The following is a 13,198-nucleotide window of genomic DNA, read 5'->3' as shown; positions in this document are numbered from 1 at the left end:
TACGGGCCGCACGGATTGACCCTTCCGGGGCTACGCTGGACGAGTGCCGGACGACGTGGGGGGCCAGCCGTTCCCGGACGGCGAGGAGCCCGACAGCTACCGCAGCGGGGACGATCCCTTCGCCTCCGTGGTCTTCGACGAGGAGTTCGTGCGGTCCGCCAGGATCCACGAGCCCTCCGCGGTCGAGCGGATGCTCGCCGCCGACCGGGCCCGCGCCGAGAGCGAGACCTCGCAGTCCGCTCAGCGCTCCCGGTCCGGCGCCGGCTCCGCCGACGACGATCCCTACGACGACTACGAGGACGGCTTCGGCGGCGCCGCGCCCGGGTACCACCCGGGCCGTGCGGGCACCTGGCCCACCCTCACCCACGACCTCGACCCCGACGACGCCTACGGGCCGTACGGCCGCCACGGCGGCCTCCGGCGGCCCTACCGGGGCCATGCCCGCTGGCACCGCCCGGTGGCCTGGGTGCTCGCCGTGGTGATGGGCATAGGCGTGGTGGCCCTCGCCTTCGCCGCCGTCTACCGCAGCGCCTCCTCGGGCAATCGGCCGAGCTCCGGTCCGCCGCCCGCGACCAGCGGGGTGGACGCCCCGGCGGGGGCGCGGCCGGGACCGCTGCCCTCCGTATCGGCGGATTCCGAGCCTCCGGTGGCCTCGGCGGTGCCCCGGCCCTGAGGGACGCCGGACACCACCGGTCCGGGGCCACGGGCTCACCCCCCGCAACGGCTGTGACCAGCACATATGTGCGTGGCCCCGGCAGGCAGATTTTCTTCGGAACTTGTCGTGTACCAGGGCGTTTACCGAAGCCCCGGCAGACCTACTCTTGATGTATGGACGGGCCTGGAGACCCACCTGAGGGCACGCCCGAGGGTGTCCCGGCAGGTGGGGACGACGAATACCGATCCGTCGTCTTCGACGAATCGTTCGTGCGCGCTGCCCGGCTCCAGGAGCTCTCCGCCAGCGAGCGCATGGGTGACCACGCGCTCGCGGTCCGCAACCGCCACCTGTGGTCCCGGGTCAGCACCTCCCGCCAGGTGATCGTCCTGGTGATCCTCATAGCCCTGGCCTTCGGCACGGCCGTCTACATGGGATTGCGCCATCCCTACAAGGACCCCGTCGTGCCCGTCGCCGAGCCCATGCGGGCCACACTCGTCCCGCTCGCGCCGCACGACCCGGTGCCCGGCGGCAGCGCGCAGGAGCTGTTCGACCGCAGCTCCGCCGCGCAGTTCCGGCTGGGCGCCGAAGGCGTCAATCTGCCCGCCGCGCGCAGCACCCAGCACTTCTCCGAGAGCCAGGTGATGGCGGCCCTCGCCGCCGCCAAGGAGTACACGGTGAAGTCGGCGCTCGACCCGGCCGTGCTCACCGGCGGCGCCCAGCGGACCGTCCGGCTGCTGCTGGATCCCGCCCAGCTGGATCAGTTCGACCGCAGCTTCGACCGGCCCGTGGACGACGGGCGGCACGCCGCCACCGGCTGGCTCGTGCGCTTCGACCCCGCCCAGGTGGCCCTCGTCGACACACCCGTGCGCACCCGCGGTGTCTTCTCGATCGCCGAGAGCGGCCCGGCCACGCTGGAGGTCTCGGCCGACCACACCTTCGTGTACGCCCTGCGCCCGGCGAAGGAGGCGGCCGACCGCAGTGCGAACGCGGACAAGTCGTCGCTGTTCACCGTGCGGCGGGTGATGAAGTTCCGCTTCGACCGGGAGGGGCTGCAGGAGCACCACCTGATCGTGGTGCAGAGCTACGTACAGGCCGGGCCCGAGTCCTGCTCGGCCGACGACGAGGTCTACCTGCGGCCGCTGCTGGCCGGCCAGCAGCCGGACGGATCCGTGCCGGGCGCCACGGACCCGTACGCCACGGGGTCGGCCACCGCCGCGGTGTGCGGCTCCCTGGCGGTCGGCGCCCAGCCGGCGCCGCCGGGCCGCTAAGCCTTCCCGCCGCCCTCAGAGGGGCCTTCCGGGCCCTTCTCGGGGGAACCGTTCGCCGGGCCTCCCGAGTCTCCCGGGCTTCCCGGGCCTCCCGAGGCTCCCGGGCCGCCCGCTGGGCGCCCGGTGAAGACGTCCCGGAGCCGGCCGCCCAGGTCCCCCGCTCCGCCGGCGATGTCCCGCACCAGCCCCATCAGCGGATCCTTGCTGGACCGCACCGACTCCGCGTAGTGGTTCGCGGACTCCCGGAGGGAGTCCGTCACCGACGTGTCCTTGTCCTCCGTACGCCGCGGGTAGTGCCCGTCCATGATCCGCTGGAAGTCCCGGCTCTCGGACCACTTCTTCAGCTCCGCGGCCCGCACCGTCGTGAACGGGTGGCTGCGCGGCAGCATGTTCATGATCTTCAGGACGGAGTCGCGCAGGTCCCCGCCGGCCTCGTACTCCTCGGCCTGGGCGAGGAAGGCGTCCACGTTCATCTCGTGCAGGTGATTGCCGCCGGCGATCTTCATCAGGCCGCGCATAGACGCCTGGACGTCCTGCCCGACCAGCAGGCCCGCCCGGTCCGCGGACAGCTCCGACTTGCGGAACCACTCGCGCAGGGCCGTCACGATCGCCATGATCGCGACATTGCCCAGCGGGATCCAGGCGACCTTGACCGCGAAGTTCGTCAGGAACAGCAGGATCGTGCGGTAGACGGCGTGCCCGGACAGGGCGTGCCCCGCCTCGTGGCCGACGACGGCCCGCATCTCCTCCTCGTCCAGCAGCTCGACCAGGCCCGTCGTCACGACGATGACGGGCTCGTCCAGGCCGATGCACATGGCGTTGGGCTGCGGATCCTGGGTGACGTACATCGGCGGGACCTTCGGCAGGTCCAGGATGTAGCAGGCGTCCAGGAGCATCGTGTGCAGGTGCTGGAACTGCTGCTCGCCGACGCGCACCGAGTCGGACAGGAACAGCAGGCGCAGGCTGCGCTCGGGCAGCAGCCCGCTCAGCGCCTTGAAGACCGTGTCGAAGCCGCTCAGCTTGCGCAGCGCCACCAGGGCGGAGCGGTCCGCCGGGTGCTCGTAGGCGCGTGAGGAGACGTCCGGGAAGCGCTTGCGCTGCCGCCCCGGCAGTCGCTCCCCGGGAGCGTGGCCGTTGCTGCCGTTGCTGCTGTCACTCATCGAGACCCCCTCGGCGGCGTATGCACCTTCCGGACCCCACCCTAGGCGCTGCCGCCGACAGGGCTACCGTGGAGACATGCCCCATCTGCATGCACTTGCCGCCCAGCCCGGCGTGACCGAGCTCCTCGCCGTCTCCAAGGACGACCAGGGCCCGGGGGTGGTCCTCCGCACCGTGCTCATCGTCGGTGTCGTCGGCATCGTCTTCCTGGCCTGGTTTCTGCTGCGCGGCTACAAGAAGGACTGACGCGGGCCCGGTTCCGCGCCCCCGGCGCGCGGCACGAGCGTGGAGTCGGCGTGAGCCCGGCCGCGGCACCCGCATACGATGTGGCAGAAATCTCTGCCCGCTACCGTCCCGGATAGGTCCTGCCGACGATGACTGCCTTCGCCTCAGCGCACACCGCCCTCGCCACCCTCGCCTCCGAGGGCGAGCACGTCGACACGCACGCCAGCATCAGCCCCTACATGACCGGTGGCGCCGCCCTGGTCATCCTGCTGCTCCTGCTGTGGGTCACCACCCGCTTCAACCGCGACCGCTGAGCGAGCCGGTCCCTGCGGGTCCGGCACTCCGCCACGCCCAGTAGGGTCTGCACGCATGGGAGAGCAGACAGGGCCCGTGAAGCGGCGGCTCGGCGTGATGGGCGGCACCTTCGACCCGATCCACCACGGCCACTTGGTCGCCGCCAGCGAGGTGGCCGCGCGTTTCCACCTGGACGAGGTGGTCTTCGTACCGACCGGGCAGCCGTGGCAGAAGAGCCACCGGGAGGTGTCCCCGGCCGAGGACCGCTATCTGATGACGGTGATCGCCACGGCGTCGAACCCGCAGTTCTCGGTCAGCAGGATCGACATCGACCGTGGCGGGCCGACGTACACCACGGACACGCTCCGTGAGCTCGCCGCCCTCAACGACGACTCGGACCTGTTCTTCATCACCGGCGCCGACGCGCTGTCCCAGATCCTGACCTGGCGGGACACGGAGGAGCTGTTCTCCCTGGCCCACTTCATCGGCGTGACCCGGCCCGGCCACATACTGGCCAATCCGGGGCTGCCGGAGGGCGGCGTCTCCCTCGTCGAGGTGCCGGCCCTCGCCATCTCCTCCTCCGACTGCCGCGCGCGCGTGGCGCAGGGCGACCCGGTCTGGTATCTGGTCCCCGACGGCGTGGTGCGCTACATCAACAAGCGCAAGCTCTACCGGCGCTGAGCGGCACGGAACCGAGGGGCACTGAGGGGAACCGGTGAACGACCGACAGGACCCGTACGCACATCAGCCGCAGGTGTACGGCTACGACGCCTACGGGCAGCCGGTGTACCACCCGGACGCCCCCGAGCGGGTCTACGACTCGTACGGTCAGCCGCTGCAGCAGCAGCCCCACCCTCCGCAGGAGCCGGTGCACGGGGCCCAGGGCGGCGGGTACGGCGGGTACGACGCGGCGGGCGGCTACGACCCGTACGGCATGCCCGTGCAGGAGTCCCCTCAGCAGCCTCTTCAGCAGCAGGTCCAGGAGCAGGCCCAGCAGCAGTGGATCCCACGGCAGGCGGGCCCGCCGTACGCCGAGGGGCAGGGCCCCCAGGCGCCGGGAGCGCAGGCCCCCGGCCGCGACGACGTTCCCACCGCGGCAGTGGACTACCGCACCGAGCAGTTCTCGTTCATCGAGGAGCCCGACGAGGACTCCGAGGACGTCATCGACTGGCTCAAGTTCAGCGAGAGCCGCACCGAGCGGCGCGACGAGCGCAAGCGCAAGGGCCGCAACCGGGTCGTCGCCCTCGTCGTGGTGCTCGTCCTCGCGCTGGGCGGTGCGGCCGGCTACCTGTTCCTCACGGGCTCGGACGGCGAGAAGGGCGCGGCCGCGACCGGCGGGGGGCAGCAGCGCGACGTGATCGTCGTCCATCTGCGGCAGACCCGCGGCGGCGGCTCCTCCACCGCCCTGCTGGTCGACAACGAGACCACCAAGAAGGCCACCACCGTCCTGCTGCCGAACACCCTGGCCGTCGCCAAGGAAGGCGGCGCCGGCTCCACCACGCTCGGCAAGTCCGTGCAGGACGACGGCACCGGCGCCACCCGCGACGCCCTGAACACGCTGCTGGGCTCCGACATCAAGGGCAGCTGGCGGCTGGACACCCCCTACCTGGAGAACCTGGTCGAGCTCGTCGGCGGCATCGAGACCGACACCGACACCGACGTCCCCGGCGAGAAGCCCGGTGACAGCCCGGCCGTCCGGCGCGGCAGCGCGCAGAGCCTGAGCGGCCGCACGGCCGTCGCCTACGCCACCTTCCGGGGGCCCGGCGAGGACGAGGGCAAGCAGCTCGCCCGGTTCGGACAGGTCATGCAGGCGGTGCTGAAGAAGATGCCGGACGACAGCGCCTCGGCCACGCGCACCGTGGAGTCGCTCGCGCAGATCCCCGACCCCTCGCTCTCCACCGAGCAGCTGGGTGCGTCACTGGCCCACATGGCGGCGCTGGCCCGGAAGGGCGCGTACGCCACCGCGCTGCTGCCCGTGGAGAAGGACGGCACCCTCGGCGAGAAGGCCACCGGAGGCGTCGTCAAGGAGGTCCTGGGCGGCACGGTGAAGAACACCGACCGTGACGCGACGCCCCGGGTGAGCGTGAAGAACGCCACAGGCGGCAAGGGAGCCGCCACCTCCGCCCAGATCACGCTGGTCAACAGCGGCTACAGCGTGATCGACGGCGGCACGGCGGGATCCGCGGCGACGGCCTCGGCGGTGCTCTACGCGGACGAGCGGCGGGCGGCGGAGGCCAAGGAGGTCGCCAAGACGCTGGGGCTGCCGGCGGGCGCGGTGAAGCAGGCGAAGGACGCGACGACGGCCGACGTCACCGTGGTCCTGGGCAGGGACTACAAGGGCTGAGGGCCGCCCGGAGGCCGGCCGTAATGGCCAGGAGGGTCGCCGGTGGGTCGTGAGACCCTTGATGGGTACCCGAATCCTCTTCGACGAAAGCATGGCTTGTGACCGCCACGGACCGCTCCATCGAGCTCATCAAGGCCGCCGCCCAGGCGGCCGCCGACAAGCTCGCGCACGACATCATCGCGTACGACGTCAGCGACGTACTGTCGATCACCGACGCCTTCCTGCTGGCTTCGGCTCCCAACGACCGCCAGGTCAAGTCGATCGTCGACGAGATCGAGGAGCACCTGCTCAAGGAGCTCGGCGCCAAGCCGGTGCGCCGTGAGGGCGACCGCGACGCCCGCTGGGTGCTGCTCGACTACGTCGACATCGTCGTCCACGTGCAGCACAGCGAGGAGCGTGTCTACTACGCCCTGGAGCGGCTGTGGAAGGACTGCCCGGAGATCGAGCTGCCCGCCGACGCCGTCGCGACCCGCGGCAAGGGCGAGGAGCACTCCCGCGCGCAGGCCGCGGAGGCGGACTTCGGCGGCGTGGACGGTGAGCTGAGCTGAGCGGCGGCAAGAGCGGCGGCCGGGGCCGCCGCATCGTCCTGTGGCGGCACGGCCAGACTGCCTGGAACCTGGAGCGCCGCTTCCAGGGCTCCACGGACATCGAGCTGACCGGGACCGGCGTGGCGCAGGCGCGCCGGGCCGCCCGGCTGCTGGCCGGTCTCCGGCCGGACGTGATCATCGCCTCGGACCTCAGGCGGGCCACGGCGACGGCGGCGGAGCTCTCCGCCGTCACGGGCCTTGAGGTCACCACCCACGCCGAGCTGCGCGAGACGTACGCGGGCGTGTGGCAGGGCCTCACGCACGACGAGATCATCGAGCGGCACGGCGGGGAGTACGCGGCGTGGAAGCGTGGCGAGCCCGTCCGGCGCGGCGGCGGTGAGCTGGAGACCGAGGTTGCCGACCGGGCCGCCCCGGTCGTCCTGGAGCAGGTCGCGAAGCTTCCGGAGAACGGCACGCTCGTCGTCGTCAGCCACGGCGGCACCATCCGCACCACCATCGGCCGGCTGCTCCAGCTGGAGTCCCACTCCTGGGAGGCGCTGGGCGGCCTCACCAACTGCTGCTGGTCGGTGCTGGGCGAGGGCGCGCGCGGCTGGCGCCTGCTGGAGCACAACGCGGGGACGCTCCCCGAGCCGGTGCTCGGCGACGACGACTGAGCGCCCCCGGGGAGCCCCCGGGCCCGGATTTCACATCCGGGCAGGTGGCAGGCTAAAGTTCTTCTTGTTCGCGGGGAACGCCGGGGGAAACGCCGGAAGACCTGAGAACAGCGGGGCTATAGCTCAGTTGGTAGAGCGCCTGCATGGCATGCAGGAGGTCAGGAGTTCAATTCTCCTTAGCTCCACAGTTCGAAATGATCCCGTCTCCGTCACCGGAGGCGGGATCGTTTGCTTTACCGGCACATTCCCGTGGCAGAATCCGGTCGTCGGGAGCGGAGGACGGGCCGAAGGGGAGGGAACGGCTGACCCATGGGTGCTCACAGCCGGAAGTGCGACTGGTGCGGCAGCGGCACGCCGATCGTCCGAGACATGGAACCGCTCAACTCCGCCTTCCAGTACTGGTGCGTGGAGTGCGCACGGGCGCTGATCATAAAAGGCGACCCCATCGAGACCTACCGCGAGCTGGAAGGCGAGCCGATCTACGGGCGGCTGCTGGACGAGCACTGCACGCTCAAGCGCTTCTACTCCTTCGCCACGGCCTGACGGCCGCCGGCCCCCGGTCGGAAGGGCCGGGCACCGGAACGCACACGACCACACGCCACGGTGTGGCGGAACCTGTGGTTTCCCGTTATTTCCCCGGATTTCCTTCATGTCCGGCAACCCCCGCCAGGGACGCACGCGTCCTGAGGGGTGAAGCTGCCGCCGGGAACGGCCGGCGGCACGGGGGAAGCATGCGGAGGACACCGCGTGACCGAAACTGTCATCGGCCCGGCCGGCTCCGAAGAGGCCGTGGCCGAACTCACACCCTTTCTCGACGCCCTGCGCGTCCCGCCGGTGCTGCGTCCCGGCCGGACCGAAGCGCTCCGCGGCATCGAGATCGAACAGACCACCACCTGGGTCCGGCTGCACTCGCAGCTGCCGCCCACCCGCGTATGGGCCTACGAGGGCCACGTCCCGGGGCCGACGATCGAGGTGCGCCGCGGCCGCCGGCTGCGCATCACCTGGAGCAACCGCCTCACCGGCCCCCACCCGGTGACCGCCGTGGAGGCCGCACAGGTGCCCGGCGCCCCGGCGCCCGACAGCGTGCCCGGCCGCAGCGGCGCCGTACCGCTGGCCGACGTCGCGGCGCTGCCCGCCTGGACGGTGACGCACCTGCACGGCGCCCCCACCGGCGGCGGCAACGACGGCTGGTCGGAGAACGCCGTCTCGCCGGGCGACAGCCAGCTCTCCGAATATCCCAACGACCACCGTGCGGTCGCCTGGTGGTACCACGACCACGCCATGGACATCACCCGCTGGAACGTCTTCGCGGGCCTGGCGGGGATGTACCTCGTCCGGGACGCCGAGGAGGACGCGCTGCACCTGCCCTCGGGCGAGCGCGAGATCCCGCTGATCGTCCAGGACCGCAACCTCGACCAGGACCCGGACGGCAAGCTGACCGGCCGGCTGCTCCACAAGACCGTGATCGTCGGCAAGGACGCCCAGGGCAAGAACGTCACCCGCTCCTTCAACGGCCCGTACACCCTTGTCAACGGCGTCATCTGGCCTTACCTGGACGTGACGGCCCAGTGGTACCGCTTCCGGCTGCTCAACGCCTCCAACGCGCGGACCTACGCGCTGCGGCTGGTCGACGAGGAGACCGGTGCGCCGGTGCGGGGGGCGGCCTGGCAGATCGGCACGGACGGCGGGCTGCTGCCCCGCCCGCTGCCGCTGGACGGGCCGCTGTCCGTGGCGCCCGCCGAGCGCATGGACCTGCTGATCGACTTCGGGCTGCTGCGGGGCCGCCGCGTCCGGCTGGTCAACGAGGCCCCGGGGGTGCCCTATCCGCAGGTCATGGAGTTCCGGGTGGCGGACGAGGAGGAGTGCGACCCCTTCGTGCTGCCGTCGGTGATCTCCAGCTCCTTCGAGCGGCTCACCCACGACACGGTGCCCGAGCACGAGCACCGGCTGATCGCGCTGGTCCCGCCCGGCACGGCCGGGAACGCCCACCCGGGCATGTGGGAGATGCGCAAGGCCGAGCCGGGCGACGTGCAGGTCCCGGGCGAGGGGGTGATCCAGGTCAAGGGCGCGGACGGCAAGCTGCGCACGTACCGCAGGACCGCCCGGACCTTCGACGACGCGCTCGGTTTCATGGTCACCTACGACGGCTGGGAGCAGTGGAGCTTCCTCAACCTGGGTGGCCCGATGCACCCGATGCACATCCACCTGATCGACTTTCAGGTCCTCAGCCGCGACCTCTACCCCGCGGGCCCGCAGAGCCCCTTCGACGTCGCCCTGGGCGGCACGCGCGCGCCGCTGGAGTTCGGGGGCCGGGCGCCGGTGTCCGAGGGCGACGCGGGCTGGAAGGACGTGATCCAGGTGCCGGCCGGGCAGATGGTCAACGTGATCGGCCGCTTCCGCGGGGCGCGCGGCCGGTTCATGTACCACTGTCACCTGCTGGAGCACGAGGACATGGGGATGATGCGTCCGTTCGTGGTGATGCCGGGTGAAGTGCTGAAGTTCCATCACGGGGAGCACGGCGGCCACGGGGGTCACGGTCACTGACGCCGCCCTGGGCCCGGCGGCCCGGCCCGGCGCCCGCGGTCCGGAGGGCGGCCAGGGCGAGGAAGGCCGCCCCGGCCGCCGGGTAGCCGGCCGAGAGCAGCATCTGGCCGCCGTTCTGCCGGAGTTCCGGCCGGGTCTGCGCGTCGTGGGGGACCCGCCACAGCGCGTAGGAGCAGAACAGGACGGCGGCCACCGCGGTGCCCGCCCACCAGACGCGGCTGCCGCGGGCGGCCGCCTCGCGGGCGAGCAGCAGCCCCGCCGGTACGCACCACACCCAGTGGTGCGACCAGGAGACGGGGCTGACGAGCAGTGCGGTGGCCGCGCAGGAGAGTGCGCCCCAGGCGGTGGCCCGCGGCCCGGAGCGCTGCGTCCGGACCGCGACTGTGAGGCCGAGCACCGTGACGGCCAGCGCCGTGATCGCCCACCACAGGCCGGGGTCGCCGGTGTGCAGGAGCCGGGCGAGGATGCCGCGCAGCGACTGGTTGGCGGTGTCCTCGGCGTGGCCGACCCGCTCGGTGGCGAAGACGGCGTCCGTCCAGAAGCGGCGCGAGTCGTAGGGCAGGGCCAGTGCGGCGAAGACCGCCGTCCCGGCGAAGGCGGCGGTGGCGACGGCGGCCCGGCGCAGCCATGGCCCGGCGCCCGCCGCGCCCGCGCCGGCTGTTCCGCCCGCGCCGCTTGTTCCGCCCGCTCCGCCCGCTCCGCCCCCTCCGCCCGCGCGCCGGGCGAGGCCGGTCGCCGCCAGGTGGACGACGAACAGGGCGGGGGTGAGCTTGATGCCGGTCGCGAGGCCGGTGCCCAGGCCCGCCCAGCGGTGGGCCGCGGGGCGCGTCAGGTCCCACAGCACCAGGACGGCGACGAGGAGGTTGATCTGCCCGTTGCGCAGGGTCTGCCACACGGGCTCGCACCAGACGCACAGGGCGGCCGCCGTGAGCGTCACGGCGGGGCGCGGGCGGACGTCGACGAGCCGCAGGGAGAGGTGGACGAGGGCGAGCAGCAGGCCGAGGTTGGCGAGCTCGGTGAGGATGCGCAGAGCGGTCGTGCCGGGCAGCGTCAGGGTGGTGAACAGGAGTGCTGCGAAGGGCGGGTAGGTGGCGGGCAGGCCGCGGTGCGTGGCGCGCATCGCGTAGAGGTCGCCGCCGGTGCGGACGGTCCACCCTTCGGCGCGGTAGACGAGGACGTCGACGGAGGTGACGTGGCAGGCCCGCTGGGCCAGCAGGAAGAGGCAGAAGGAGACCAGACAGCCCGCGGCGGCGGCCAGGGTGCTGCGGCGGCCGGGGCGGCCGGGCCGGGCTGGCACGAGGAGCACTCCGGTTTCACGAGTGACAAATCGGGCGAATAGGGGGCGATGTTATCTCATTCGCCCAGGTTCCCGGTGCTGCCGGGCGGCCGATTTGGCAGGTGGCGGGGGTCTCCGTGTAATGTTGTCGATGTCGCCGGGGGGAACGGCAAGGGAAACGACCCGAACCGCCCGGTGGAAAAGAGAACACGGGGCTATAGCTCAGTTGGTAGAGCGCCTGCATGGCATGCAGGAGGTCAGGAGTTCAATTCTCCTTAGCTCCACAGGAAATAAGCGGGTCGTCCGGAAACGGACGGCCCGCTTTTTCGTTTCCGTAACCCGCCGGCGCCGGGCCGCTAACGCTCCTTGTCCAGCCGCAGGGCCAGCGCGGGGCAGCGCCGCACGGCCCGCTGCGCCCGGCCCCGCAGATGGTCCGGCACCCCCGCGTCCGCGAGCGCGGGATAGCCGTCCGGGCCGGTGCGGACGAGCTGCGGCAGCAGGTCCGCGCACAGCCCGTGCCCCTTGCACAGCGTCCAGTCCACCGCCAGCCTCTCCACGCGGCGCGGGGCGCCCGTGGCGGCGTCCGGGCCGCCGGACGGGGGCAGCGGCAGCACCCCGGCCGTCGGGCGCCCGCAGCCGGCGCCGAGGACGTGCGCCGCGAGGTCGTCCGTGAAGGCCGACAGCGCGCTCAGGACGAACCGCGCGGCACCGTCCGGATGCCCGCACGCCCCGCGCCCCCGCACCGCCCCGGCGGCCTCCCGTACGGCCTCCAGCGCACCCTGGCCGCCGCCGGCCGTGACGTCCGCCAGCGCCCCGGCGAGCGTGGGCAGCCCGAGCCGGCACGGCCCGCACTGCCCGGCCGACTCGGCGGCCAGCCAGTGCGCGACCCGTACCGTCTCGCCCAGCGGGCAGGTGTCCGCGGGCAGCGGCAGCACGGCCCCCGCCCCGAGCGTCCCGCCACGGGCGGCCAGGCCCTCGTACGACACCGGGGCCGCGGCCGCCGCCGCAGCGTCCAGCCACGCGCCGTGGTAGCCGCCGGTCAGCACCGCCTGCGGGGCCGGGGCGGCGCCGCAGGCCGTCAGGACGGAGGCGAGCGGCACCCCGCTCGGCGCCTCCACGACCTGCGGCTCCGGCACCGCGCCCGAGACGGTCAGCAGCACGGTGCCGGGCTCGCCCGCGGTGCCCGCGGCCGCATAGCCCTCGGCCCCCAGGCGGGCGGCGAGGGCGAGTTGGGCGTAGGTCTCGGCGTTGGACAGCAGCGTAGGCGCCCCGCTCAGCCCCTCCTGCGAGGCTCTGCCGTGCCGCCCCGGCGGCAGCGGTGGACCGCCGTCGGCGGCCCGCAGCAGCGCCGAGGACTCGCCCGAGACCAGCCGCTCGGGCAGGCGCACCACCCGGGCGCGCACGGACAGGCCGCGGACGGGCCGCCCGTGCCGGTCGGTGAGGCCGCGCTCGGCGAGCGCCTCCCGCACCGAGGCCTCGGCCGCCGCCCGGGTCACCCCGACCACCACCGAGCCGGCGCCGAGGGCGGCCGCGGCCAGCAGGGCCCCGTCGAGCACCAGGTGCGGCGCCCGGCCGAGCAATACGGCGTCCTTGCGGCAGGACGGATCGCCCTCGCAGCCGTTGACCACCACCGCGGGGCGCGCGCTGCGCCGCTGTGCCATCCGCCCGACCGCCCGCAGCTTCTGCGCGAACGGGAAGCCCGCGCCGCCGCGGCCGCGCAGCGCGACCGCCTCCGCCAGCGCCGCCAGCTGCTCCTCGGTGTGCCGGGGCAGCGAACCGTGCACCGACAGGTGTGCGCTGCGGTCCAGCCGGGCCGCCCTGTCCAGCCCGGCCAGCAGGCGCGGCGGCCCCAGGGAGAGGACCGCCGGCTGCTCGGGGAGCGCGGCGCTCACCGGGCCCGGCCCGGAGCGCCCGGCCGTGGCCGGTACGCCCCTATGCGCCGTTGGACCACCGTCGCGGCGAGCAGGGCCGGGCCGAGGACGCCACCGGTGCGGTCGGGGAAGTCGAGGAGGTCCATGGCACGGCACCGTAGGGAGCCCACCGGCGGCGTGCGGTCCGCTTTGCGCAACCCCGGCGCGAGGGGTCTCACCACTGCTAACGTCGGTTCGTTCGGCGCAGCCGTACCAGGGCCTGAACCTCGATGCGGTCCCTTCGGCCCCTGCGGTAACCTGACCCCATGCGTGCCGTACGCCTTCTGCTTAGCGGGCCGCGCTGATCAGTACCGACCGGTGAC

13 protein-coding genes, 2 tRNA genes and 1 pseudogene are annotated in these 13,198 nt (G+C 73.0%); 12 read left to right on the top strand and 4 right to left on the bottom strand.

The annotated features are described in order from the left end of the window. The first annotated feature begins 43 nt into the window (after nt 1-43). Together FGW37_RS10735 and FGW37_RS10730 are read left to right on the top strand one after the other, a co-directional pair. A complete protein-coding gene (locus FGW37_RS10735) occupies nt 44-673 on the top strand; it encodes an SCO2584 family spore wall biosynthesis protein (RefSeq protein WP_179080864.1) in 630 nt (209 codons plus the stop codon). A gap of 155 nt (nt 674-828) precedes the next feature. Continuing rightward, nucleotides 829-1,923 (top strand): SCO2583 family membrane protein, encoded by a 1,095-nt coding sequence (locus FGW37_RS10730; RefSeq protein ID WP_179080863.1) that lies wholly within the window; start codon nt 829-831, stop codon nt 1,921-1,923. Here FGW37_RS10730 and FGW37_RS10725 read toward each other — a convergent pair. Then, on the bottom strand, nt 1,920-3,083 hold the full coding sequence (locus FGW37_RS10725; protein WP_179080862.1) for a M48 family metallopeptidase: 1,164 nt from the start codon (nt 3,081-3,083) through the stop codon (nt 1,920-1,922). The genes FGW37_RS10730 and FGW37_RS10725 overlap by 4 nt on opposite strands. 76 nt (nt 3,084-3,159) lie before the next feature. On the opposite strand from FGW37_RS10725, the gene FGW37_RS10720 reads away from it, so the two are divergent. The 9 genes and pseudogenes from FGW37_RS10720 to phsA form a co-directional block, all read left to right on the top strand. Beyond that, entirely contained in the window at nt 3,160-3,327 is a 168-nt protein-coding gene (locus tag FGW37_RS10720; RefSeq protein WP_179080861.1) for a hypothetical protein, read from the top strand. Nucleotides 3,328-3,455: 128 nt separating this feature from the next. Beyond that, nucleotides 3,456-3,620 (top strand): hypothetical protein, encoded by a 165-nt coding sequence (locus tag FGW37_RS10715; RefSeq protein ID WP_179080860.1) that lies wholly within the window; start codon nt 3,456-3,458, stop codon nt 3,618-3,620. Nucleotides 3,621-3,675: 55 nt separating this feature from the next. Further along, on the top strand, nt 3,676-4,281 hold the full coding sequence (nadD, locus tag FGW37_RS10710) for a nicotinate-nucleotide adenylyltransferase (RefSeq protein ID WP_179080859.1): 606 nt from the start codon (nt 3,676-3,678) through the stop codon (nt 4,279-4,281). Between the two features lie 34 nt (nt 4,282-4,315). Beyond that, the gene (locus FGW37_RS10705; RefSeq protein ID WP_179080858.1) at nt 4,316-5,944 is read left to right on the top strand and encodes an LCP family protein; all 1,629 of its coding nucleotides are present in this window, start codon (nt 4,316-4,318) and stop codon (nt 5,942-5,944) included. 98 nt (nt 5,945-6,042) lie between these two features. After that, on the top strand, nt 6,043-6,492 hold the full coding sequence (gene rsfS / locus FGW37_RS10700; protein ID WP_179080857.1) for a ribosome silencing factor: 450 nt from the start codon (nt 6,043-6,045) through the stop codon (nt 6,490-6,492). After that, complete coding sequence (locus tag FGW37_RS10695) at nt 6,489-7,145, top strand: histidine phosphatase family protein (RefSeq protein WP_179084624.1); 657 nt, start codon at nt 6,489-6,491, stop codon at nt 7,143-7,145. Before rsfS ends, FGW37_RS10695 begins: the two co-directional genes overlap by 4 nt. Nucleotides 7,146-7,257: 112 nt before the next feature. Continuing rightward, nucleotides 7,258-7,330, top strand: a tRNA-Ala gene (locus tag FGW37_RS10690). 124 nt (nt 7,331-7,454) lie between these two features. Then, complete coding sequence (locus FGW37_RS10685) at nt 7,455-7,688, top strand: hypothetical protein (RefSeq protein WP_058044482.1); 234 nt, start codon at nt 7,455-7,457, stop codon at nt 7,686-7,688. Nucleotides 7,689-7,835: 147 nt separating this feature from the next. After that, a pseudogene (gene phsA / locus FGW37_RS10680) lies at nt 7,836-9,596 on the top strand (O-aminophenol oxidase PhsA); the annotation flags it as partial. Here phsA and FGW37_RS10675 read toward each other — a convergent pair. Then, a complete protein-coding gene (locus tag FGW37_RS10675) occupies nt 9,562-10,986 on the bottom strand; it encodes a glycosyltransferase 87 family protein (RefSeq protein WP_246430346.1) in 1,425 nt (474 codons plus the stop codon). The pseudogene phsA and the gene FGW37_RS10675 sit on opposite strands and share 35 nt — an antisense overlap. Nucleotides 10,987-11,176: 190 nt before the next feature. Here FGW37_RS10675 and FGW37_RS10670 point away from each other — a divergent pair. Further along, nucleotides 11,177-11,249 (top strand) — tRNA-Ala (locus FGW37_RS10670). A gap of 72 nt (nt 11,250-11,321) precedes the next feature. Here FGW37_RS10670 and FGW37_RS10665 read toward each other — a convergent pair. Together FGW37_RS10665 and FGW37_RS33850 are read right to left on the bottom strand one after the other, a co-directional pair. Continuing rightward, the gene (locus FGW37_RS10665; RefSeq protein WP_179080855.1) at nt 11,322-12,857 is read right to left on the bottom strand and encodes an NADH-quinone oxidoreductase subunit NuoF family protein; all 1,536 of its coding nucleotides are present in this window, start codon (nt 12,855-12,857) and stop codon (nt 11,322-11,324) included. After that, nucleotides 12,854-12,982, bottom strand: a complete 129-nt coding sequence (locus FGW37_RS33850) for a hypothetical protein (protein ID WP_281394815.1) — start codon at nt 12,980-12,982, stop codon at nt 12,854-12,856. Before FGW37_RS33850 ends, FGW37_RS10665 begins: the two co-directional genes overlap by 4 nt. Nucleotides 12,983-13,198: the final 216 nt, after the last annotated feature.

Source organism: Streptomyces rectiverticillatus, assembly GCF_013394065.1.
GTDB classification, from domain to species: domain Bacteria; phylum Actinomycetota; class Actinomycetes; order Streptomycetales; family Streptomycetaceae; genus Streptomyces; species Streptomyces rectiverticillatus.
This window is presented reverse-complemented; position numbering and strand designations above follow the sequence as displayed.

Excerpts from the sequence above, each read along its gene's own strand:
- FGW37_RS10730 (WP_179080863.1), top strand. The coding sequence starts at position 829 with ATGGACGGGCCTGGAGACCCACCTGAGGGCACGCCCGAGGGTGTCCCG.
- FGW37_RS10725 (WP_179080862.1), bottom strand. The coding sequence starts at position 3,083 with ATGAGTGACAGCAGCAACGGCAGCAACGGCCACGCTCCCGGGGAGCGA.
- FGW37_RS10720 (WP_179080861.1), top strand. The coding sequence starts at position 3,160 with ATGCCCCATCTGCATGCACTTGCCGCCCAGCCCGGCGTGACCGAGCTC.
- FGW37_RS10715 (WP_179080860.1), top strand. The coding sequence starts at position 3,456 with ATGACTGCCTTCGCCTCAGCGCACACCGCCCTCGCCACCCTCGCCTCC.
- nadD (WP_179080859.1), top strand. The coding sequence starts at position 3,676 with ATGGGAGAGCAGACAGGGCCCGTGAAGCGGCGGCTCGGCGTGATGGGC.
- FGW37_RS10685 (WP_058044482.1), top strand. The coding sequence starts at position 7,455 with ATGGGTGCTCACAGCCGGAAGTGCGACTGGTGCGGCAGCGGCACGCCG.
- FGW37_RS33850 (WP_281394815.1), bottom strand. The coding sequence starts at position 12,982 with ATGGACCTCCTCGACTTCCCCGACCGCACCGGTGGCGTCCTCGGCCCG.